Source organism: [Zimmermannella] faecalis ATCC 13722 (assembly GCF_000381765.1).
Lineage (GTDB): Bacteria > Actinomycetota > Actinomycetes > Actinomycetales > Microbacteriaceae > Gulosibacter > Gulosibacter faecalis.
In genome coordinates this window covers 181,616-204,606 of the sequence record NZ_KB907078.1, presented here as the reverse complement: position 1 = coordinate 204,606, position 22,991 = coordinate 181,616, and the positions used below count along the sequence as shown (strand labels likewise).

Annotated in this window: 19 protein-coding genes; 17 read left to right on the top strand and 2 right to left on the bottom strand. The window is 68.8% G+C overall.

All coding sequences use genetic code 11. The features are described from left to right. Positions 1 to 70 precede the first annotated feature (70 nt). From G328_RS0107950 to G328_RS0107890, 13 genes are all read left to right on the top strand, one after another. Positions 71 to 949, top strand: a complete 879-nt coding sequence (locus G328_RS0107950) for a substrate-binding periplasmic protein (protein WP_019618818.1) — start codon at positions 71 to 73, stop codon at positions 947 to 949. Between the two features lie 8 nt (positions 950 to 957). Continuing rightward, positions 958 to 1,734, top strand: coding sequence for an amino acid ABC transporter ATP-binding protein (locus tag G328_RS0107945; protein WP_019618817.1), 777 nt, complete (start codon positions 958 to 960; stop codon positions 1,732 to 1,734). After that, on the top strand, positions 1,731 to 2,387 hold the full coding sequence (locus G328_RS0107940; protein WP_019618816.1) for an amino acid ABC transporter permease: 657 nt from the start codon (positions 1,731 to 1,733) through the stop codon (positions 2,385 to 2,387). Before G328_RS0107945 ends, G328_RS0107940 begins: the two co-directional genes overlap by 4 nt. Then, on the top strand, positions 2,387 to 3,034 hold the full coding sequence (locus tag G328_RS0107935) for an amino acid ABC transporter permease (RefSeq protein ID WP_019618815.1): 648 nt from the start codon (positions 2,387 to 2,389) through the stop codon (positions 3,032 to 3,034). Before G328_RS0107940 ends, G328_RS0107935 begins: the two co-directional genes overlap by 1 nt. A gap of 51 nt (positions 3,035 to 3,085) precedes the next feature. Next, the gene (locus tag G328_RS0107930; protein ID WP_019618814.1) at positions 3,086 to 4,288 is read left to right on the top strand and encodes an FAD-dependent oxidoreductase; all 1,203 of its coding nucleotides are present in this window, start codon (positions 3,086 to 3,088) and stop codon (positions 4,286 to 4,288) included. A gap of 35 nt (positions 4,289 to 4,323) precedes the next feature. Next, positions 4,324 to 5,007, top strand: coding sequence for an HAD-IA family hydrolase (locus G328_RS0107925; RefSeq protein WP_019618813.1), 684 nt, complete (start codon positions 4,324 to 4,326; stop codon positions 5,005 to 5,007). Between the two features lie 157 nt (positions 5,008 to 5,164). Beyond that, positions 5,165 to 6,433: an aspartate aminotransferase family protein gene (locus G328_RS0107920; protein ID WP_040905122.1), complete on the top strand. Its 1,269-nt coding sequence runs from the start codon at positions 5,165 to 5,167 to the stop codon at positions 6,431 to 6,433. Between the two features lie 26 nt (positions 6,434 to 6,459). Continuing rightward, positions 6,460 to 9,399 (top strand): FAD-binding and (Fe-S)-binding domain-containing protein, encoded by a 2,940-nt coding sequence (locus G328_RS0107915; protein WP_019618811.1) that lies wholly within the window; start codon positions 6,460 to 6,462, stop codon positions 9,397 to 9,399. Between the two features lie 32 nt (positions 9,400 to 9,431). Then, positions 9,432 to 10,094 (top strand): GntR family transcriptional regulator, encoded by a 663-nt coding sequence (locus G328_RS15870; RefSeq protein ID WP_019618810.1) that lies wholly within the window; start codon positions 9,432 to 9,434, stop codon positions 10,092 to 10,094. A 496-nt stretch (positions 10,095 to 10,590) separates the two neighbouring features. Beyond that, complete coding sequence (locus G328_RS0107905; protein ID WP_019618809.1) at positions 10,591 to 12,513, top strand: polysaccharide biosynthesis protein; 1,923 nt, start codon at positions 10,591 to 10,593, stop codon at positions 12,511 to 12,513. After that, on the top strand, positions 12,510 to 13,706 hold the full coding sequence (locus G328_RS0107900) for a DegT/DnrJ/EryC1/StrS family aminotransferase (protein ID WP_019618808.1): 1,197 nt from the start codon (positions 12,510 to 12,512) through the stop codon (positions 13,704 to 13,706). Before G328_RS0107905 ends, G328_RS0107900 begins: the two co-directional genes overlap by 4 nt. After that, complete coding sequence (locus tag G328_RS0107895; RefSeq protein WP_019618807.1) at positions 13,703 to 15,049, top strand: glycosyltransferase family 4 protein; 1,347 nt, start codon at positions 13,703 to 13,705, stop codon at positions 15,047 to 15,049. The genes G328_RS0107900 and G328_RS0107895 overlap by 4 nt, the downstream gene beginning before the upstream one ends. A gap of 16 nt (positions 15,050 to 15,065) precedes the next feature. Beyond that, the gene (locus tag G328_RS0107890; protein ID WP_019618806.1) at positions 15,066 to 16,259 is read left to right on the top strand and encodes a hypothetical protein; all 1,194 of its coding nucleotides are present in this window, start codon (positions 15,066 to 15,068) and stop codon (positions 16,257 to 16,259) included. A 107-nt stretch (positions 16,260 to 16,366) separates the two neighbouring features. On the opposite strand, the gene G328_RS14765 is transcribed toward G328_RS0107890, so the two are convergent. Both G328_RS14765 and G328_RS16500 read right to left on the bottom strand, forming a co-directional pair. Next, the gene (locus G328_RS14765; protein ID WP_019618805.1) at positions 16,367 to 17,395 is read right to left on the bottom strand and encodes a glycosyltransferase; all 1,029 of its coding nucleotides are present in this window, start codon (positions 17,393 to 17,395) and stop codon (positions 16,367 to 16,369) included. Beyond that, positions 17,392 to 18,750 carry a hypothetical protein gene (locus G328_RS16500; RefSeq protein ID WP_019618804.1) on the bottom strand — a complete coding sequence of 453 codons (1,359 nt, stop codon included), beginning with the start codon at positions 18,748 to 18,750 and terminating at the stop codon, positions 17,392 to 17,394. The genes G328_RS14765 and G328_RS16500 overlap by 4 nt, the downstream gene beginning before the upstream one ends. Positions 18,751 to 18,890: 140 nt before the next feature. Between G328_RS16500 and G328_RS0107875 the strand changes: the two genes are divergently transcribed. From G328_RS0107875 to G328_RS15865, 4 genes are all read left to right on the top strand, one after another. Further along, positions 18,891 to 20,405 (top strand): tyrosine-protein kinase domain-containing protein, encoded by a 1,515-nt coding sequence (locus G328_RS0107875; RefSeq protein ID WP_110463817.1) that lies wholly within the window; start codon positions 18,891 to 18,893, stop codon positions 20,403 to 20,405. Between the two features lie 12 nt (positions 20,406 to 20,417). Next, the gene (locus G328_RS0107870; RefSeq protein WP_019618802.1) at positions 20,418 to 21,017 is read left to right on the top strand and encodes an arsenate reductase/protein-tyrosine-phosphatase family protein; all 600 of its coding nucleotides are present in this window, start codon (positions 20,418 to 20,420) and stop codon (positions 21,015 to 21,017) included. A 148-nt stretch (positions 21,018 to 21,165) separates the two neighbouring features. Beyond that, positions 21,166 to 22,272: an NAD-dependent epimerase/dehydratase family protein gene (locus G328_RS0107865; RefSeq protein WP_019618801.1), complete on the top strand. Its 1,107-nt coding sequence runs from the start codon at positions 21,166 to 21,168 to the stop codon at positions 22,270 to 22,272. A 4-nt stretch (positions 22,273 to 22,276) separates the two neighbouring features. Continuing rightward, positions 22,277 to 22,894 (top strand): ElyC/SanA/YdcF family protein, encoded by a 618-nt coding sequence (locus tag G328_RS15865; RefSeq protein ID WP_019618800.1) that lies wholly within the window; start codon positions 22,277 to 22,279, stop codon positions 22,892 to 22,894. Positions 22,895 to 22,991 lie beyond the last annotated feature (97 nt).

The following is a 22,991-nucleotide window of genomic DNA, read 5'->3' as shown; positions in this document are numbered from 1 at the left end:
GGTTTGGTTGGCTCAATCAACACGGAGTATGCGAATCGCTGGTGATTCCAACAGGATCGAGGATCATTCCATGTCCATTACTCGTTACCCCCTTCACAACATCAAGAAGCGACACCTCCTCGCGGGCGGCCTTGCTTCACTCATGCTCTTGATGACGGGCTGCGCCGGAAACACCGGCGGCTCGACCGTCGCCGAAGACTGCGAACCCATCGCCGAGGTCGAGACCATGACCGAGGGCAAGCTCACCGCGCTCGTGGTTGAGCACCCGCCATTCGTCACGACCGAGGGCGGCGAAATTTCCGGCGTTGAGGGCACGCTGCTCAAGGAAATCGCCGCCGGCCTGTGCCTCGAACTCGACTACCAGGTCACGTCGTTCGCCGGTGCGATCGAGGGCCTGCAGAACAACCGGGCCGACCTCAGCTCGAGCAACTGGACCGTCAATGACGAGCGCCGCGAACTGTTCGAAGTCAGCAACCCCATGTACCAGAGCACGATGGGCGTCGTGACGAAGGGCGAGGGCTGGCACACCGTCGAGGAGCTGAAAGACAAGAAGATCGGCACCCCGCAGGGCTACCTCTGGAACGAGCAACTCTACGACCTCTTCGGTGACAACGTCGTCGAGTACCAGTCGGACGTCGCGGTGATCGACGACGTCAAGGCCGGCCGCATCGACGTTGGCATCGTGAACAACCACGCGAACTCGTGGCGCCTCACGCAGCCGCAGTACTCGGAGCTCACGCTCGAAACGATGGAGCCCTCCGAGCAGCTGCCGCACACGCAGAAGGAAGCGCTCGCGGTCGTGCTCGTCGAGAAGGGCAACGTCGCACTGAAGGACGGCGTCAACACCGTGCTTGCCGACTACATCGAGTCGGGCCAGATGCAAGAGCAGTTTGAGGAATACGGGCTCGACCCGCAGTGGATCGCCGACCCGACTGAGACAGAGGACTGAACGAAATCGTGAACCAGGCCAACACCAACGGCGCAGATGTGCTGCTGCGCGCCGACGCGATCACGAAGACGTACGGTGAGAACGAGGTACTGAAGGGCATCTCGGTGGATGTGCGGCCCGGTGAGGTCATCGCCCTGATCGGGCCGAGTGGGGCGGGCAAGAGCACCTTTCTGCGCTGCCTCAACTACCTCGAACGCCCAACGGGCGGCCAGCTGGAGCTGGGCGGAACGCCAATGTTTCGCGACCCCCTCAACCCGAGTAAGCAGGAGCTCATCGACCTGCGCCGCCGAGTCGGCATGGTCTTTCAGAGCTTCAATCTCTTCCCCCACCTGAGCGTGCTGAAGAACATCGTGCTCGCCCAGAAGCTCAACGGGAAGCGCGATCTGAAGGATGCGGAGCGCATCGCGCACGAACTCCTCGAGAAGGTCGGGCTCCCCGACAAGGCGAACGCGAAGCCGTCCGAGTGCTCGGGCGGGCAGCAACAGCGCATCGCGATCGCCCGAGCGCTCGCGCTCGACCCAGAAGTGATGCTGTTCGACGAGCCGACCTCGGCGCTCGACCCCGAGATCGCCGATGGCGTGCTGCGGGTGATGCGTGACCTGGCCGATAGCGGCATGACGATGCTCGTCGTGACGCACGAGATGCGATTCGCCGAGAAGGTCGCCGACCGGGTCATGCTGCTCGATGGTGGGGTGATTCTCGAGGAGGGGCGCCCGAGCGAGCTCTTCAAGAACCCGCAGAAAGACCGCACGAAGTCGTTCTTACAGGCGGTGCTGCATCGATGAGTGGAATTGATCTCGGTGGCCTGTTCTCCAGCATCAGTGCTGGGCTCGGCATCACCATTGTCTTGACGGTGGTCTCGTTCGTCGCGGGTGCCCTCGTCGGGGTGCCGCTCGCACTCTCGCGAGTGTCGAAGTTCCTGCCGCTGCGGTGGCTGGCGATCGGCATCATCGACCTTTGCCGCGGTGTTCCGCCGCTCGTGTGGCTGCTCATCATCTACTACGGCATCAGCCCGATTCTCACGCTGTCGCCGCTCCCCGCGGCACTGATCGGCCTGAGCCTGATCTCGGCGGCCTACCTCGCCGAGAACTACCGCGCCGGCATCGAGAATGTCAGCCGGGGCCAGCGGGAGGCGGCGGCGGCCCTCGGCCTGACGCCGGCCAACCAGTTCTGGCGGGTCATCGCGCCGCAGGCACTGAACCTCGCGTTGCCGCCCTCGGCGTCGTACGCCGTGAGCCTGCTCAAAGACAGCGCGAAGGCCTCCATCATCGGGGTCGCCGACATCATCTTCGTCGCGCAGCTCGAGGTCTCGCGAGGCGCATCCGCGGTGTTCGTCTTCTCGGTTGCCGCCGTGCTCTACCTCATTGTGGGAATCCCGCTGTCGTACTTCTCGCGATTCGTTGACGCCAAGATTCGTAGCAAGGTGGTGACCGTCTGATGTTCGATCGTTGGGGCGAATGGTTCCCGCAACTGCTCGACGGCCTCGGTGTGTCACTCGCGCTCGCCGGCACGACGGCGCTCGTCGGACTGCCCTTCGGGCTCCTGCTCGCCGTGCTCAGCGTGAGCGGACCGAAGTGGGTTCGGCAGATCCTGGTCGCCTTCATCGAGGTGTGCCGCGGGATCCCGCTGCTTGCCGTGATCTACCTGTTCTACTTCGGCCTGCCGGATGCGGGCATCACGATGAGCGCATTCGCAACCATGGTGATGGCGCACGGTCTGAATCTCGCCGCCTATTCGAGTGAGGTGTTCCGCGCGGGAATCTTGCACGTGCCGGCGGGGCAGCGCGAAGCCGTGGCGAGCCTCGGAATTACTCCGGTCAAGGGATTCTTCCACGTCGTATTGCCGCAGGCGCTGCGGGCGGTGCTCGGTCCGCTGACGTCGCTGCTCATTATGGTGTTCCAGTCCACCTCGCTCGCATTCGCGATTGGTGTTGGTGAGCTCACCAGTAAATCCTTCTCGATTGGTGCGATGACGTTCCAGTACTTCAATGTCTTGCTCTTGGCGGGCGTGATGTACGCCGTCATCTGCATCGTGTCTTCGCGCATTGTTGCCAATGTCGAGCGTCGTCTCAAAGTCGACCGCTAATCACGCAATCGAGTTCTACGTACATTTCACGAATCAGGAAAAGGTTCGCACATGAAAATCGCGGTAATTGGCCTGGGTGCCGTCGGCTCCCAAACGCTGTGGCAGCTGAGCCAGCGCCCCGGTATCGAGGCATACGGCTTCGAGAGCGGCTACATCGGTCACCCGTTCGCGGGCGCTGGTGGTGAGGGGCGGCTGTATCGCAACCTCGAGCTCACGACCGAGTCGTACATGCCGTTCGTGCGCGAGTCGGCACGCGGCTGGCGCCAGCTCGAAGCGGCGAGCGACACGACGCTCATCGCGCGGCAGGGGGTGCTGCTGATCGGCGACCGAGACGATGCGCAGATTCAGCACGCCACCCGCATGGCCGCCGACTGGCGGATCCCAATCGCGCAGTACGAGGGCGCCGAGCTGCGCGCGTGCTTCCCGCAGTTCACGTTCCGCGACGGGCAGGTCGGCGTCGTCGACACCGGGGCCGGCGTCATCTCGCCCGAGAAGGCCGTGATGACGGCGGTCAGCCAGGCGGCAGCGCACGGCGCGACCGTGCACGAGTTTGCGCCCGTCGCCTCCCTGCGAGAAACGGGGGAGTCGGTTGAGCTGACGCTTGCGTCGGGCGAGACGGCGACGTTCGACCGCGTCGTCGTGGCCTGTGGCGGCTGGACGACCAAGCTCGTGCCCGAGCTGCGCGACTGGATCGTCACGCGACGGCTCACCTCGGCCTGGTTCATCGGCCGCGACGACGGCTACCTCGACGGGCTTCCCCCGTTCATGCAGGTCGCGCCCGGCTACTGCTACGGCATCCCGTCCGAGGGTGGGAAGTCGGTCAAGCTCGGCCTCGGGTTCAACGACCACCTCCCAACGGGCGACCCCGACACGCTGCCGCGGCACCTCGAGTACGACGACGCCCACGACCAGCGCAACCGGTTCGCGTGGATTCTTCGCGACCTGCTGCCCGGGCTCCGCGAGAACCCCGTGCGCATGGCGACGTACGTCGAGAGCTATACGCGCTCCATGCACGAATACCTCGCGCTCGCTCCCGATCACACCAACACGATCGTGCTGGGTGGCTTTTCGGGCCACGGGTTCAAAATCGCGCCGGCCCTCGGGCAAATCGGCGCCGACCTCGCGACCTCCGGCGAAACCCCGTTCGATCTTGACTTTCTCGTATCCGCCCCGCCCGTATTCAATATCACCGATGTTGCCACCGGTACGACGACGCATAACTCCGTCGTCGAATCAGCCGGCGGCCCCAAGTAATTCATTCACCACCACCCAGTTGATAGGAAATTTCAGTGAGTAACACCAGCCCGATCGCGACCTTCGATTGCTACCGCACTCTGATCGACTTTGACCTGAATCGTTTGGCGCTCCCAATTGTTCGCGATCGCCTCGACGAGGTTGGAATTGACCACGACACGTTCCTGGATAACCTGCGCGTTATTCGGTTCTACGCGGTAGCCCAGGGACCGTACACCCGCTATCAGGATCTCGTGCGGCTCACCCTCGAAAAGACGATGCAGCTGCACGGCGCGCGCTACGAGCCGGAGTTTGGCGACCGACTCGTTGAAGAGGCGAAGGAGCTCCCGGTATTCCCCGAGGTTCCCGAGGCGCTGCGCAAGCTCAAGGAAAAGGGCGTGCAGCTCGCGATCATCTCGAACTCCGACCGCGACTTCATCACGTACCACGTCGACACCATCGGTGTCGACTTCGACTACGTCGTCACGGCCGAAGATGCCGGCTGGTACAAGCCGAACGACGGCGCGTTCGAGCACCTGTTCAAGACCATCGACCGCGGGCCCGAGCTGATCACCCACGTCGCGCAGGGCTGGGAGTACGACATCATGCCCGCGAAGAAGTACGGCGTGCGGCGAATCTGGGTGAACCGGTACGGGTTCCCCGGCAGCGACTTCTACCAGCCGTACCACGAGATCTCTGACCTCTCGACGCTCCCCGACTTCTGGAGCGCCTCGGAGTAGACCTGGGCCGACGTGGCGTCTGCGCGAGTGCGTAGGCGCCACGTTGCGTTTTGGCCGGGCATTCCGGCAGACCGTTGACACGGTGGATAACTGTTATACAGTTATCCTGAAATGCGGTCGCGCAGGGGCGACCGCGGAATCCGAAGGGGGAGCTGACATGGCTCGACTGAGTCCACTCGTGAAGCAGGCCACGCCGGTCGTCGTCGACCGCGCAGAAGGCAACTGGATCCTCGGCGTTGACGGGGTTCGCTACCTCGACTTCACCTCGGGCATCGGCGTCACCTCAACGGGGCACTGCCACCCGCGGGTGGTCAAGGCCGCCCAGGAGCAGGTGGGCAAGGTGATTCACGCGCAGGCGACCACCGTGATGCACCAGCCGCTGCTCGAGCTCACGGAGCTGCTCGGCGAGGTGCTCCCCACCGGGCTCGACTCGGTCTTCTACGCGAACTCCGGCGCCGAAGCTGTCGAGGCATCGCTGCGGCTCGCCCGCATGGCGACCGGGCGCCCGAACATCGTCACCTTCCAGGGCGGGTTCCACGGCCGCACCTTCGGCGCCGCGAGCATCACCACCGCGGGAACGAAGTTTCGCACCGGCTTCTCGCCGCTCGTCGGCGGGGTCGTTGTCGCGCCGTTCCCGTACGCCTACCGCCTCGGGCTCTCAGAAGAGGATGCGGTGGCGTACGCACTGCGCGAGCTCGACTACCTCTTTGCGACCGTGACCGCGCCCGGCGAGACCGCCGCCTTCATCATCGAGCCCGTGCAGGGCGACGGCGGCTACATTCCCGTGCCGGTCGAGTTCCTCCGCGGCCTTGAGGTGCGCGCTCGCGAGCACGGCATCCTGCTCATCGTCGATGAGATCCAGGCCGGCGTCGGCCGCACCGGCAAGTTCTGGTCGCACGAGTTCGCGGGCATCAGCCCCGACGTGCTCATCACCGCGAAGGGCATCGCCTCGGGATTCCCCATCTCGGCAATCGCCGCGAGCGAAGAGCTCATGTCGAAGGGCTTCCCCGGCTCGCAGGGCGGCACCTACGGCGGCAACGCCGTCGCCGCGGCCGCCGGCGTTGAGACGCTCCACGTGATTCGCGACGAGGGGCTCGTCGAGAACGCGGCCGCGCGGGGCGCGCAGCTGCAGGCCGGGCTCACCGAGCTGCAGCAGAAGTACCCCGAGATCGGCGACGTGCGCGGCGTCGGGCTCATGCAGGCGCTCGAATTCACGACGGCCGACGGCGCGGCCGATTCCGCATCGGCCGCCGCCGTACAGCAGGCCGCCGTCGCCGAGCGACTCCTGCTCCTCACCTGCGGTCCACTGAACAACGTCATTCGGGTCGTGCCTGCGCTCACCGTCAACGAGTCCGAAGTCGAGCTCGCGCTTCGCGCGCTCGACGCGGCACTCGCGAGCGTGCTGCGCGTGCCGGTGCTCCAGTAGTGTTTCTGACCTAGACAGGAGAGCGGATGACTCAAGCAGCGCAGCTTGTCGCGGATTCGTCGACCCCCGCCTGGGTTGACGTGCTTCGCGCAGCGGGAATCACGGTTGACACCTCGGAGCGGCGGCTCCGCGAGTACTCGTACGACGCGTCGAACTATCGCGTCCGGCCGAGTGCCGTCGTGTTCCCCACGAGCATCGGCGAGTGCCGAACCGCGCTGCACGAGTGCTTCACCGCCGGGGTGTCGGTGACGTTCCGCGGTGGCGGCACGTCGATGGCAGGGAACGCCGTCGGCGCGGGCGTCATCATCGACACCTCCCGGTGGCTGCACGGCGTCGAGGCGATCGACGAGTCGACCAGCTCGGTCTGGGTCGATGCCGGCGTCGTGCTCGCGGAACTCCGCAAACGGGTCGAGGGCGCGACCGGCGGCAGGCTGACGTTTGCCCCCGACCCGTCTTCGGCCACCCGGGCCACCGTCGGCGGCTCGATCGGCAACGACGCGTGCGGCAACCACTCGGTTGCCTACGGTCGTATGACCCAGCACGTCACCGCAGTCGAGCTGCTGACGATCGACGGCGCCCACCTCATCGCCGGCAAGGGATACCTTCGCGCGGTCGACGAACACGACACCTACTCGGCCGAGCGCGCGCGAGCCCTCACCGCAGGGCTGCGCGACCTCGTCGAGCGGTTCCGTGCCCAGCTGCGCACCGAACTCGAGACCATCCCGCGCCAGGTGTCGGGCTTCCACCTCGGCAGCCTGCTCGACGAGAACGGCTTCGACATCCCCGCGGCGCTCGCGGGAAGCGAGGGCACGTGCGCGCTTGTCGTGCGCGCCGAGGTGAAGCTCGTGCCGCGGCCGCAGGCGACGGCCATGCTGTGCGCCGGGTACGGCTCGACCGCTGACTCGGCCCGCGACGTCATGACGATCCTCGAGTACGCGCCGAGCGCCCTCGAAGGCCTCGACGCGCGCATCGTCGAGATCATGCGCGCGCGTCGTGGACCCGAATCGGTCGAGCTGCTGCCCGCGGGCGAGGCCTACCTCCTCATCGAGATTCCGGGCGACACGGCCGAGGAGGCCGAGCGCGCCTGCGAGGTCCTCCGAACCCGGCTCACCGACACCGGGCACGCGCGTGCGGCGGTCATCGTGACCGACGCCGCCGAGCGCGGCAAGCTCTGGCGCATCCGCGAAGACGGCGCGGGGCTCTCGTCGCGCCAGCTCGATGACACGCAGACCTGGCCCGGCTGGGAAGACTCGGCCGTCGCGCCGGAACGGCTCGCCGACTACCTCACCGAGCTCGAGCCGCTCATCGAACGGTACGGCTACACGACCGCGATGTACGGCCACTTCGGCGCCGGCTGCATCCACATGCGCGTGAACTTCGACCTCCGTTCCGACGCCGGGCGCGCGCACTTCGATGCCTTCATGCGCGAGGCCGCGAGCCTCGTCGTGTCGTACGGCGGCTCGCTCTCGGGCGAGCACGGCGACGGGCGTGCCCGCGGCGAGCTGCTGCCGCTCATGTATTCCGAGCAGATGATGCGGGCGTTCCAGCAGTTCAAGCACCTGTGGGATGCGCATGGGCTGCTCAACCCTGGCATCATCGTGTCGCCGGCCGCATTGACCGACGACCTCGCGCTCGAGGGGATGCCCGGGGCCTCGGCGGAGTCGCACGGCGTGCTCGGCGGGCGAACGCAGCTGCCACTACTCACCAAGCGCCAGGCGGCGAGCGAGCTCGGCACGTACGTCGGCAACGCGAACGCGTGCATCGGCGTCGGCCGCTGCCGGTCGACGAGCGGCGGGTTCATGTGCCCGAGCTACCGGGCGACCCGCGACGAGAAGGACTCGACCCGAGGCCGCGCCCGCGTGCTGCAAGAACTCGTGCGCAACAACGGGCGCTCGGCCGGCGGCTGGGGCACCCCCGAGGTGCGCGAGGCACTCGACCTCTGCCTGTCGTGCAAGGCCTGCTCGACCGACTGCCCCACCGGCGTCGACATCGCCGAGGCGAAGTCGGAGCTGCTCGACGACCACTACCGGGGCAAGCTGCGCCCCTTCACGCACTACAGCATCGGCTGGCTGCCGCGGTGGCTGCCCATGCTCACCCGCATGAGCCGCATCGCGAACGTCGTCTCGAAACTCGCGCCCCTGCGCTGGGTCGCCGACAAGCTCGGGATCAGCCGCCACCGCATCCTTCCCCAGTTCGTCCCGCACCGAGACCTCACGCGGGCGATCGAGCGCGCCGAGTTCGACCCGCACGGCGAGGCCGTGCTGTTTCTCGACAGCTTTACCCGCGCGTTCCGCCCCGAGGTCATTCCCGCCGCCACCCGAGTGCTCCGCGATGCGGGGCAGTCGGTGCAGTGCTCCCCAGACGCCTGCTGCGGCCTCACCTGGATCTCGACGGGCCAGCGACAGGGTGCCGCGAAACGCATGGCGAACCTCGTCGAGCAGCTCGACGACGGCAGCGAGCGGCCGATCATCGTGCTCGAGCCGAGCTGCGCCGCGGCGATCAAAGACGACGGACCGAAGCTGCTCGGCAGCGAAGCCGCCACGCGCGTCGCCGGCCGTGTGCGCACGTTCGCCGGCGCGGTCGACACGGCAATGCGGCAGGGCTGGCGCCCCCGCACGGCGCCGCCCGCCGACGCCGTGCTGCAGACGCACTGCCACGAACACGCGGCCTTCGGGCCCGGCGCGCAGCTCAGCGTGCTGCGACAGTGGGGCGTCGGCAACATCACCGAGTCGTCGTCGTGCTGCGGCGTCGCCGGCAACTTCGGCTTCGAGGCCGAGCACTTCGACGTGTCGATGCGGGTCGCGGAACACTCCATCGTGCCCGCACTCAACGCTGCCACCGACGCGCTCGTGCTGACCGACGGCTTCAGCTGCCACATGCAGGTCGGCCAGGTGAGCCCGACGCGAACCTCGCACCACCTCGCGCTCGCGCTCGACGCCGAACCCGGCGCAGCCGACGCGACGTAGACTCGGTGCGAGGAACGCGAGGAGGATCCCAAGTGGGTCAGGAACTGCAGACCGTCTCGGTCGTAGACGCTGCCGCGAATCGCCTTCGCGACGATCTGTTCGCGGGCGAATACACCGCCGGGCAAGAGCTGAAAGACACGAGCATCGCGAACGAGTTCGGCATCGCCCGGCCGACGGCGCGGATGGCCGTGCAGCAGCTCATTAACGAGGGGCTCCTCGTTCGCCCGGCTGGGTATAGCGCGCGGGTGCGACAGTTCGATGCCGGCGAGGTCAACGACCTCTACCGCATCCGTCGCCTCGTCGAGGTCGAGGCGCTCACGCTCATCCACGGCTCTTCGCACTCGCTCGAGGGCGTGCAGCGCGCGCTCGTCGGGTTCGAAGGGCTCAAAGAGGATTCGAGCTGGCCAAAGATCTCGCACGCCGACGTCGCGTTTCACCAGGCCGTGGTCGACGCCGCGGGGTCGCCCCGCCTCAGCGCATTCTTCGCGACCCTCGTGAGCGAAACCCGCCTGCTCAACGCCCTGCTGAAGTACCAGTACCAGGGCGGCGCCGAGCTCTACGCCGAGCACGCGCACCTCTACGACATGCTCGCCGAGCCCGCGAAGCTGCCCGACCTCATTGAGGCGTGGCAGGAACACCTCGAGGTGTCGCACCGCTTCATCGACGCGCACCAGGGGAGCGAGCAGCCGAGCTAGCGGCCGCGCGCTCGCAGCCGCGCGTTCGCGGCCAGTGGGTCGCGGAGTGATGCGGTTTTCTAGTAGCGATGCGGTTACGGCCGCATCGCTGATAGAAAACTGCATCAAGTGTGGCGGTGGGGACGGTCGCGGCCCCGGCAGCAGGGATGCGCGAGGCGGCATGGATGCGCAGCAGCAGGGATGCGCGCGGCACGGATGCGCGGGCGGCATCGTGCGTCCGTCGCGGCGACGGGGCGGCGCAGTGCGAGAGAATTACCCACCCGGCTTCACCCTGGCGATATTCGTATTCCAACAGGGGGATGCTGAATTCAAATTATTCACCCTGGGGCAAATTCACCCACTCACCCCGGGGGATGGAAAAACGGGGCAGATCTCGCCTTGTTGGCGGGAAACCGCACTCCTAGGCTGAGAGCCGTTACCTGCTTCGTGCGCGGAAACTTCAATTGCAAGCCTCCACGCAATAATTGTTTTCTCTCAGAGGGAGGGGTGTTTCGTCGTGCGTAAAACCGATATTGACGAGGTCGAACAACCCATTTCGGAATCACCAGAAACAAGTGAATCCCGCCAGTCAATTCGTGCCGCCGCACTGAATTGGCTGTCGCGATTTGGAGCCCAGTATTTAGTCGATGTCGCCAGCTGGGCATTCGCGATTACGGTCGCGCAAATTCTTCGCTTCGAACTCGACGCCGGCGCCATCGCGTGGGCACAGCTCGCCGTCATCGTCGCCGGTGTCGCAGTGCTCCAGCTCGGCATCGGCGCCCTGACGCAGCTCTACCGCGGCCGCTTCGGCCACGGCACCTTCGACGAGGTGCGCGGCGTCACCCTCACGACCCTGCTCGTCGGCGCGGTGCTCGCCGCGACCGTGCTCGTGCTCGGCGACCCGCTCAACACACCCCGCACCGTCGGCCTCATCTCGGTGCCGATCGCCCTCATCACGATGCTCGCCACCCGCTGGCTGAAGCGCGTGACGACCGAGGCGCGCATCCACCCCTCGGCCGACGCCGAACCCACCCTCATCTTCGGCGCCGGCGACGTCGGCACCGAGCTCGCCCGCCGGTTCACGACCGAGCCCGACAGCGCGTTCCGCCCCGTCGGCTTCATCGACAACGACCCCGCGAAGCGCAACCTCGAGGCCCACCGCGTGCGCGTGCAGGGCACCCTCGACGACCTCGAGCGCATCGTTCGCGCGACCGGCGCGACCACGATCGTCGTCGCCGTCGCGAACGCTGACACCGACCTGCTGGGCCGCGTGCAGTGCGCCGCCGCCGAGCTCAGCCTGCAGGTGAAGGTGCTGCCACCGATCGAGCAGCTGCTGCGCCAGGGCGAGCTGCGCTCGACCGACCTGCGCGACCTGCAGATCGAAGACCTGCTCGGCCGCCCGCCGCTCGACACCCACGTCGAAAACATCGCCGGCTACCTCGTCGGCCGCCGCGTGCTCGTCACCGGCGCCGGCGGGTCGATCGGATCGGAGCTCTGCGCCCAGATCGCGCGCTTCAAGCCCGCCGAGCTCATCATGCTCGACCGCGACGAGACCGGCCTGCAGACCACCCAGCTCGGCATCGACGGCCACGGCCTGCTCGACACCCCCGACGTCGTGCTCGCCGACATCCGCGACCCCGAGGCGCTCAAGCAGATCTTCCACGACCGCCGCCCCGAGGTCGTGTTCCACGCCGCCGCGCTGAAGCACCTGCCGATGCTCGAGCAGTACCCCGACGAGGGCTGGAAGACGAACGTGCTCGGCACCCGCAACGTGCTCGAGGCCGCGCGCTCGGCCGACGTCGGCGTGTTCATCAACATCTCGACCGACAAGGCAGCGAACCCCACGAGCGTGCTCGGCCACTCGAAGCGCCTCGCCGAACGGCTCACCGCCTGGATGGGCCGCGAGACCGGCAAGCCCTACCTCTCGGTGCGCTTCGGCAACGTCATCGGCAGCCGCGGCTCGATGCTGCCGCTGTTCACACGCCTCATCGAAGAGGGCCGCCCGCTCACCGTCACCCACCCCGACGTCACCCGCTACTTCATGACGATCCCCGAGGCCTGCCAGCTCGTGCTGCAGGCGGGCGGCATCGGCAACACCGGCGAGGTGCTCATTCTCGACATGGGCGAGCCCGTGCGCATCCTCGACATCGCGAAGCGGATGATCGCGATCTCGGGCAAGGACATCGAGATCGTCTTCACGGGCCTGCGCGAGGGCGAGAAGCTCCACGAAGAGCTCTTCGACGTGTTCGAGGCGAACGAGCGACCGCACCACCCGAAGATCTCGCACGCGCAGGTCGAGGCGCTCGCGCCCCTCGCGCTCGACTTCGACGGCTGGCGCGCCCGCACCCACCACGCCCCGCGCGCGCCGAAGCCCGAGCTGCAGCCGCAGGCGCAGCCCGCCGGCAAGCTCGTCGCGGTCAAGGCGGTGGCCGCGCCGTGACCCTCACCGCGAACCCCGCCACGGCGGCCGGACCGACCGCACCGGCCGGCGGCGCGAAGGAGCGCATCTTCCTCTCGCCACCCGACGTGACCGAGGCCGAAGAGCTCGCGGTCGTGCGGGCGATCCGCTCCGGCTGGGTCGCCCCCGCGGGCCCCGACCTCACCGCCTTCGAAGCCGAGGTCGCGGCGCGCGTCGGCGTCGCCCACGGCGTCGGCCTCAGCTCGGCGACCGCCGCGCTGCACCTCGGCCTGCTCACGCTCGGCGTCGGCCCCGGCGACGTCGTCATCACCTCGACGATGACCTTCGCCGCCACCGCGAACGCCATCACCTACGTCGGCGCCGAACCGTACTTCATCGACGCCCTCCCCGGCACCGGAAACCTCGACCCGCAACTCGTCGCGCAGGCGCTCGACGAGCTCACGGCTGCGGGCGAGCGGGTGGCGGCGATCGTCCCGGTCGACCTCTTCGGCAAAGCCGTCGACTACACGACCCTCGGGACGATCGCCGCCGACTACGGGGTGCCCATCCTGTCGGATGCGGCCGAGTCACTCGGCGCGACCCACTCCGGCCGCGCCGCCGGCAGCTTCGGCGCCGCGTCGGCCGTGTCGTTCAACGGCAACAAGATCATGACCACATCGGGCGGCGGCATGCTGCTCACCGACGACGGCGAGCTCGCCGACCGCGTGCGCTACTACGCGACGCAGGCACGCCAGCCCGTTACCCACTACGAGCACGTCGACATCGGCTACAACTACCGCCTCAGCAACCTGCTCGCCGCCCTCGGCCGGGCACAGCTCGCGCGGCTCGACGACATGATCTCCCGCCGCCACGAGGTGCGCGACGCGTACAAGGCGCTGTTCGCCGAGATCGACGGCGTCGAGGTGTTCGGCACCGACGGCGACGAGCACGACAACGCCTGGCTCACCTCGATCGTCGTCGACGACGAGGTCACGGGCTGGAGCGCCGCCGACCTCAGCGACGCACTCGCGGGCGACGACATCGAGAGCCGGCCGCTCTGGAAACCCATGCACCTGCAGCCCGTCTTCGCGGGCGCTCGCGGCCGCATCACCGGCGCCTCCGAGCGCCTCTTCGACCGCGGCCTCACCCTGCCGAGCGGCTCGGCGCTCACCGACGCCGACCTTGACCGCATCCACGGGGTCATTCGCACCGTCGCACGAACAGGAACCCGATGACGATCGACGCTGAGTTGAATCGAGAAACCGCGCTGAATCGCGAAACCGCGCTGAACCGCGAAACCGTGCTGAAGCGAGAAACCGCGCCCCAGACGGCCGCTTCAACCAAGCGCGAAACCGCGCCCAAGCACGCCGCCGCGCCCGCCGCCCGGCCCGAGCCGAGCATCCCCGCCGAGGGGCCCGTGCCCGGCCGCGTCGTCTACGGCGTCACGATCGGTGGCAGCGCCTACAGCCTGCTGCGGGGGCAGCTCGCGTGGCTGCGCGAGCGCGGCTGGGATGTGCGCCTCACGAGCTCGCCCGACGACGACGCGTACGTCGCCGCCGAGCGCGAACAGGTGCGGTTCTACGCGCTGCCGATGTCGCGCAGCATCACGCCGATCGCCGACCTCATCTCGCTGCGGCGCTGGCTGAAGTTGCTGCAGAAGCTGCGGCCGGCCGCCGTCAACGTTGGCACCCCGAAGGCCGGCTTCGTCGGTGGCATCGCCGCGTGGATTCGCCGCGTGCCCCGGCGCCTCTACGTCGTGCGCGGCCTGCGCATCGAAGGCACCCACGGCCCCCTCATGTGGGTGCTCTGGCTCACCGAATGGCTCACGATGCGCGTCGCGACCGACGTGCTGTTCGTGAGCCCGTCGCTCGCCCGCGAAGCGCAGCGCCGCGGCCTGCTCGACGGCCGCAAGTCGTGGGCAATCGGCCAAGGCTCGAGCAACGGCGTGCTCGCGCACGAGGTCGCCGCCCGCGCCGCCGAGGTCGACCGCGACGAACTCCGCGCGCAGTTCGGGTTCGGCCCCGACGACTACGTCGTGGGCTTCGTCGGCCGCATCACCTACGACAAGGGCGTCGACAAGCTCATCGAGGCCTTCGCGCGCGTGACCGACCCGCGCATCCGCCTCCTGTGCATCGGCGAAGCCGAAGACGAACAGCTCGCCGCCCAGGTCGCGGTGCTCGGCGACCGCGTGCACCGCGTCGGCTGGACCAACGACCTCTGGGGCCACCTCGCCGCGATCGACACGCTCTGCCTGCCGACGCTGCGCGAGGGCTTCCCGAACGTCGTGCTCGAGGCATCGTCGGTCGGCCTGCCCACCATCACGACCCGCGCGACCGGCGCCGTCGACTCGGTCGTCGACGGGGTCACCGGTCTGCTTTACGACGCCGGCGACACCGACGCCCTGCTTCAGCACATCCACACCCTCGCGAACGACCCCGAACTGCGCGAACGGATGGGTGCGGCCGCGCGCGAACGCGTGCTCACCGAGTTCCAGCCCGAGCGCATCTGGTCGGGCGTCGAAGAGATTCTCTCGGGCGCGGCCGACCCGCAGATCGCCCACCGCGTTTCGGGAGCGTAGGCTCCCCGGGAACGCAGTGAACGGAGTCAGCGTCATCACGAAGAACCGACGCGCGGTCGGCCTCGCCACGGTCACCGCGCTCAATGCCTTCGCGGGCCTCGCCCCGCAGGTGTCGGCGCTGCTCACGATGAACGCCGCCGAGTTCGGGCGGTTCTCGCTCATCTACTTCGCGTACGCGCTCTGCCTCTCGTTGAGCCTTTCGCTCATCTCGGAACCCTGGCACATCCGCGTGCTCGCGGGGCGCGGCGCGGCCTGGCTGCCGTACGCGTCGGCGACCGCCGGGCTGGCGCTGCTCGCGGGGGCTGCGGCGTTCGTGCTCGGTCTCGTGCTCGGACTCTCGCTCGGCATCGCCGTGCTCGCGGGACTCGCGATCGGACTCGCGACGTTCTGGGAGCCCACGCGCTACTTCCTGCTGCAGCGCGACCTCGTGAGCCGCGCCGGGTACGCCGACGTCGCCTACGCGATCGTGTTCGTCGGCGCCGGCGTCGTGACGCTCGTCGTGACCGGCGACCCGACCTTCGCCGTCTACCTCGCGTGGGCGGCTGCCGGCGTCATGCTGCTCGGGTTCCTGCCCGCGAGCGAGGGGCGGCTCGCGTCACCGCTCGCCTGGTTCCGCGACCATGGGCGCGAGGCGCGACGGCTCGCATCCGACTCGATCCTCATGGACATCGGCTCGATTTGCACGCCGATCTTCCTCGCCCCGATGCTCGGCGTCGCCGGCTTCGGTACGTACCGCGCCGTGTCGAACGTCGCCGTGCCGGTGCGGCTGATTCTCAACCCGCTGCGGCCCGTGATCACGAACACTCGGGATGCGCGCTGGGCCACCGGCAACCGGCGCTGGTGGGGCGTCGTCGGGCTCGGTGTCGTCGTTGCGCTCGCCGTGCTGCTCGTGCTCGAGGCGATCGGCTGGCTCGGCCTCGAGATCGGCGTGCTCAACTCGCTGCTGCCGTTCACGGTGCCCGTCGCGGTGACGGTGCTCGCGAACTTCGTCGGCCACTACGCCTACATTCGCTGCCGCTCGCGCGCGACCACCGGCGAACTGCTCACGGGGCGCATCTCGCAGACGCTCATCGTCACGCTGATCCCCATCGCCGGCGTCATGCTCGGCGGACTCGCCGGCGGCATCTGGGCCTACGCGATCTCCGGAGTCGGCACCGCGATCGTCTGGTCGCTCATCGACCGCCGCCGCCATGCGCCCGAGCCCGTGTAGGCGCGGGGCGCGAGTGGGTGCATCCTGCGGCGGGCGGCTGCATGGTGTGCGGTACTGCCGGTTGCCGGAGGATGCAGCGTCTCGGGGGCAGGGCGCGGAGGCGCGGTCTACGCCTCGGCGTCGCCGAAGACGGCCGCGCGCCACGTCGGCGCCCACGCGGCGAAGCTGTACTCGGCGGTGACGAACTCGCGCGCGGCCGCGCCACGGTCTGCGCGCTCGGCGCTGCTCGCCGAGACGCAGGCGAGCAGCGCGTCGAGCCAGGCGTCGTCGCCGTCGGCAGCCCATCCGCGCGCGCCCTCGAGCACGCTCGCGTTCACCCCGACGGGACTTCCGATGAGCGGCAACCCCGTCGCCGCGTACTGCAGCAGCTTGTAGGCGCACTTGCCGCGGCTCCACTCGTCGTCGGGCAGCGGCATGACGCCGAAATCAGCCGACTCGAGGGCGGCAGCGAAGCCGGTGGGGGTCCAGGCGACGCGGTCGATCATGGCGTCGAGCTCGCCGAGCGACGCCTCGCCCGCGCTCACGAGCCGCAGCCGCAGCCCGGTGCGCCGATGCGCCTCGAGCAGCGGGCGGGCGATCGCCTCCAGGTACGACTCGGTGCTCGGGCTGCCGATCCACACCGCCGTCGGCTCGCCGAGCCGGTAGTCGGTCTTCGCGCGGTAGAGGCCGGGTTCGATGCAGCTTGGAATCATGACCACCCGGTCGGAATGCTCCCGCGCTTGCTCCGCGAGCAGCTCGTTGCCCGCGATGACGACATCGGCGGCGCTGACCGCGCGACGCCAGATGGTCGCGATCGGGAACGGACCGCGCGAATCGACCGCGAGCGCATCGTCGAAGTCGTAGACGCCGCGTCGGGCGCGCCCGAGTATCCGCGCCTCGAGGCCACCTCGACTCAGCGGGCTCGCCCGGCGCGAGAGCAGCACGGGCCCATCGCCCGAGCCGATTCGGCGCAGACCCGCCTCGGCGCGCGCGACGTCGAGCGGCCGCCGCGCGAGCGCCCCGAGCCCAAGGCGCGACGTGCCGAGATACGCGTACTCGCGGGCGCGCAGACCCAGGTGATCGAGCCAGTCGTACATGCGCACGCGCGCGCTGCCGGCGGTGCGTCCGTACGACGCGACGACGGTGAGGTCGGTCATGCGCGGGCCTCCGACCGAGCATCCAGACCAGCCCCAGCCCCAGCCGAAGCCACCTCGGGCCCCGCATCATCAGCATCCAAACCCCGCCCGAGCGCGAGCGCGTGCGCGACCCCGATCGCGAGCGCCAGGCCCCAATGGTGTCCGGTCGCCTGCAGGTACGGGTTCGTCGCGTTCGCGATGAGCAGCGCGAGCGCGGCCGTGCCGACGACGACGAGCACCGGCAGGTTCTCGGGATGCGCGGCGGCGGCCTTCCGAGCGAGCGAGACGACCAGCACGGCCGCGGCGACGAGCAGCACGACGCCGACCGCGCCGTAGTTGAACAAGAACTGGTGATACTGCAACTCGAACGACCAGGAGCGCTCGTCTGACCGCGTGTATCCGCTCGCGAGCTCGGCCCCGAGCCCCGCGCCGAGCAGCGGATGCTGCGACCAGCCCACGAGCAGCTCGCCGGCCTGTTCGGTGCGCAGGTCGGCCGAGTCGGTGCCGGTCTGCAGAATACCGAGCAGGTCGAGCACACTCACGAATGCCTGGCTCACCTGGCGGGCGAGCGGGGTGGTGACGAACCACGCGAGGAGGGGAATCAGCAGGGGGAAAACTACGACGGCCCACACCGGGATGCGCACGCGACGCGGCTGCGTGCGCTCGCGGCGGGGTGCGAGGGCCCAGCGCACGAGCAGCATGAGTAGCGGCGTGAGCACGATGACGAGGGTGATCGCGCGGCGTCCGGCGACGAACGACGCGAGGGCGGCGAGCACCGCGACGCCGACGAGCAGCCAGCGGTTCGGCAGGTACCGGTTGCGCGGCGAGAGCGCGCCGGCAACCGCGAGCGGCCCCGCGATGACGAGCGACGAGAGGCCGTAGAGCCGAATGGCCGAGCCCGACGTGCCGTCGAAGCCGGCGCCCTGTTCCTCGAGCAGCTCCGACGGGATGATCTCGGGCAGCCAGCCGAGGTTCGCGCCGACGTAGAGCACGATGAGCGCCGCGAGCACGCCGGCCGCCGCGGTAATCGCGGTGAGTAGGCGGCGGATGTGCTCGGCACGAATCGCCGCGGCCCACACCGACCAGATGAGCGTGCCGCCAAACCACACGAGGAACTGGTGCGTGAACCCGGGCGTATCGCGCACCATGCCGACGAGCGAGGCGATGAGAATCGAGGCGCTGAGCAGCAGCACGGCGAGCACGTACCGGGGCTCAAGGCGGCGGCCGCGCAGCGACGTGAGGCCGAGCAGGTCGGCGAGCGACAGCGCCGCGAGCAGCGCGAGCACCGGGTAGAGGATGTTGCCCGACGACACCGGCCGGAACACGATGTACATCATGCACGCAAGGCCGAGCACAGAGACCTGCAACGCCCGCATCGTGCCTCTTTCTTCGCCGGTCGTGGAACTAACTGCGGTCATCATATGCAGGGGGTACGCGGCCGAAATCGGCCCGATCTGGGGTGGATACGTGTGAGTAGTCTGATCGAAACATCGGGGGACGAGAGAAGGTAGCTACCTTGGATTTGCGTGACTACGCGCGCGTGCTGCGGAAGCGCTGGCTGCTCATCGTGGCGTGCACACTGCTCGGGGTCATCGTCGGCGGTGGGCTCGCGATGCTCACGACGCCGAAGTACGAATCGACGACCCAGCTCTACGTTGCGGTGCGCACGAGCTCTGACCAGGGCGCGAGCGACCTCGTACAGGGCACGACCTTCGCGCGGCAGGCCGTCGTGAGCTACGTCGACGTCGTCACGAGCGCGATCGTGCTCGACGAGGTCGCGAGCGAGCTCGGCATCGACGCGACCGCCGCCCAGCTCAAGAACGACGTGCGGGCCGAGAGCCCGACCGACTCGGTGCTCATCAACATCACCGCCTCGGGCACCGACCCGCAGGAGGTCACCGACCTCGCGAACACGACCGGCACGGTGTTTGCCGACACGGTCGCAACCGAGATCGAGATTCCGGATGCGAGTGGCGTGAGCCGCGTGCAGATCATCACGATCCAGCCGGCTACCGTGCCGACCGACCCGGTCACCCCGAACTACCCGATCAACATCGGCCTCGGGCTCACACTCGGGCTGCTCGTCGGCATCGCGCTCGCGGTGCTGCGCGAGGTGAACGACAACCGCATCCACTCGCCGAAGGACGTGCAGCGCGCGACGAACGCGCCCGTGCTCGGCGGCATCAACACCGACCCCGAGGCGAAGCAGCGCCCGCTAATCGTGCACGCCGAACCGCGTAACCCGCGCGCCGAGCGGTACCGCACGCTGCGCACGAACCTCCAGTTCGTGACGCCCGACGAGGGCAGCAAGATCTTCGTCGTCACGAGTGCCGTGCCGGGCGAGGGCAAGTCGGTGACGACCGCGAACCTCGCGATCGCGCTCGCCGAGGCGGGGGCCCGCGTCGTGCTCGTCGACGGCGACCTGCGCCGGCCGCGCATCGCCGACTACATGGGCATCGAGGGCGCCGTCGGCCTCACCGACGTGCTCATCGGCAACGCGGAGCTCGACGATGTTGTGCAGCCGTGGGGCAGCTCCGACCTGCGCGTGCTGCCGGCCGGGCGCATCCCGCCGAACCCGAGCGAGCTGCTCGGCTCGGAGGCGATGGCGAGCGTGCTGCGCGAGCTCGCGATCGACGCCGACTACGTGCTCATCGACAGCTCGCCGCTGCTGCTCGTGACCGACGCCGCGGTCGCCGCCCAGCACGCGAACGGCGTCGTGCTCGTCGCGGCCGCCGGGTCGACGAAGCGCCTCGAGCTCACGGGCGCCGTGCAGGCGCTCGACCGCGCGGGCAGCAAGCTGCTCGGCGTCGTGCTCACGAAGATGCCGCTCAAGGGCCTCGCGGGCGGCGCCTACGGGGCGTACGGCTCGGCGCAGACGTACGGCGACCCCGCCGCGCCGCTGCCGGACGCGAAGGAACCCACCGACCCCAAACCCACCGAGTCGAGGCCCGCGTCGGCCCGGCGTGCCAGCGCTGGCACCGCCGCCGACGAGCCGGCCGATGCTGGAGCAACCGCCTCGACCGAGAGATAGGACACCCCCGACATGACGGTGCGCATCCTCCCCGTGTGTACCGGCAACATCTGCCGTTCCCCCCTCGCCATGCAGCTGCTGCGGCGCCAGCTCGACCCGCGCGAGTTCACGCTCTCCAGCGCGGGCGTCGCGGCCGTTGTCGGCGCGCCCATGGACCCCGAATCGCAGCAGGTCGCCGAGCGCCTCGGGGTCGCGGATACGCGCGAGCACGTCGCCCAGCAGCTCACGAAGGAGCTGCTCGCCGAGTCTGACCTCGTGCTCGCGCTCACGCTCGAGCACCGGCGGCAGATCGTCGAGCTCGCCCCCGCCGCGACGCGGTACACGTACACGCTGCGCGAGCTCGCGCGCATCGTCGACAAGCTGCCCGACGAGGCGCTGCCGGGCGTCGGGTCTGACACCGACCCCCGCGAACGGATGCGCGCGGCGCTCGCCGTCGTCGCCTCGCGTCGCGGCACCCTGCCGCCGACCGATCCGGCGAACCTCGACGTCATCGACCCGTACCGCCGGCCCCCGCGCGTGCACGAGCGCGCCGCCGCCGAGGTCGTGCCGGCGGTGAATTCGATCGCGGATTTCCTGCGCCGCAGCGTTTCTCGGTTTCCCCCTGAAAGTTAACCCCGCGGCGGGGATTCATCGCCCCCGTTGACCCGGAATTTGCCCCTGCTGTGAAACGCGCCTCGTGGCTAGCGTGAGAGATGTTCCGCGCGCGTTCGGCGCCGGAATATGTACTCGCATCGGCCGCGGAGTGGAAGGGCATATCTCGATGAAGGTCTTGATTACCGGTGCCGCCGGATTTATCGGATTCCACACCGCCCGTCGGTATCTCGAAGCGGGGCACACGGTAATTGGATTTGACGCCTTTACCGAGTATTACGACCCCGAATTGAAGCGTCGCCGCGAAGAAGTGCTTTCCGGCTATTCGCAATTCACGTCAATTCATGGCGAGCTCGAAAACTTCGAACTCCTCTCGGGCGTCATCGCGGCCGAGCGGCCCGAGCTCGTGATCCACCTCGCCGCCCAGGCCGGCGTGCGGTACAGCATCGACAACCCGCGGGCCTACCTCAGCGCGAACGTGCAGGGCACCTTCAACCTGCTCGAGGCGCTGCGTCACCACCCGCCCCGGCACCTGCTGCTCGCATCCACCTCGTCGGTGTACGGCGGGAACACGGTGTTCCCGTTCGCCGAGACCTCGCGCACCGCGTTCCCCGTGTCGCTCTACGCGGCGACGAAGAGCGCGACCGAGGCGATCAGCCACTCGTACGCCCACCTGTTCGAGATTCCCACCACCTGCTTCCGCTTCTTCACGGTGTACGGCCCGTGGGGTCGGCCCGACATGGCGATGTTCAAGTTCGTCGACCGCATCCGCCGCGGCGAGGCGATCGACGTGTACGGCAACGGCGAGATGTCGCGCGACTTCACGTACATCGACGACCTCGTCGAGGGCATCGTGCGGCTCGGCGATGTCGTGCCGACCGCGGGCGACTTCGCGGCCGCCGCCGGCGTCGCCGACTCGGTGTCGCCCGTCGCCGCGTGGCGCGTCGTGAACATCGCGGGTGGGCAGCCGATTCCGCTCATGCGCTTCATCAGCGCGATCGAGGCGAGCCTCGGCACCGAGGCGCGCAAGCGGATGCTCCCGATGCAGGCCGGCGACGTCGTCGACACCTTTGCGAGCCCCGAACTTCTCACCGCGCTCACCGGATTCGTGCCCGCGACCCCCATCGAGCAGGGCGTGCAGGCGTTCGTCGACTGGTACCTCGAGTACCGGCCCGAGGCCACGCGCGAGCTCGCGCCCGTGCGCGCGCTCGGCGCGACCCACGACGATGCGGTCGCCGACAGCGTCACCGAGCGCGAACTCGCGAAGTTCGCGTGAGGTAGTGGCGGCGTCGGCGGCGTCGAAGCGCCGGTCGGCCCTCGGCTGGCTGCGGCTCGCGCTCATCACCACCCTCTGCAGCGCCGTCGCCTGGTGCAGCCTCGTCTCGGTGAACATCGCCTTCCCGCAGCACGGCGTGGATGGGCGCTACGACGTCATCGTGTCGCTCGCGCCGGGCGAGTTCCGGCTGCCGACCGCGCTCGACCTCTACGAGTCGGGCGGCGTCGCCGAGCACCTCGCGGTGTCGTGGATCGCCGACGACGCCCTGCTCTCTGACACCGACCGCTACTCGCGCATCGTGCTGCAGACGAGCGTGTGCGAGCGGAACGCCGACGCGAACCTCTTCTGCTTCGAGCCCGTTGAAGACAGCACCCTCGGCGAGGCGCTCGCGCTACGAGAGCTGCTGATCGAGCACGAGTGGACGAGCGTGCTGCTCGTCACCGACCGCCCCCACGCGTTCCGGGCGAAGTACGTGTTCTCGCAGTGCCTGCCCGCCGGTACCCGCGTCGACGTCGAGGTCGCGCCCACCGAGCTGACGCCCGGCGAATGGGCCGAGGAGCTCGTCTACGAGAACGCCGCCATCGTGAAGGCCGTGTTCGAGAGCGCCGTGAAGTGTCACTGAGGTTGGGGCGCTGCTTGCCCCGCGCATCCCGCCTGCCCCGCGCATCCTGACCTCGCGCATCTCGCTGACCTCGCCGATTCACGACGCGCGTCGCGAA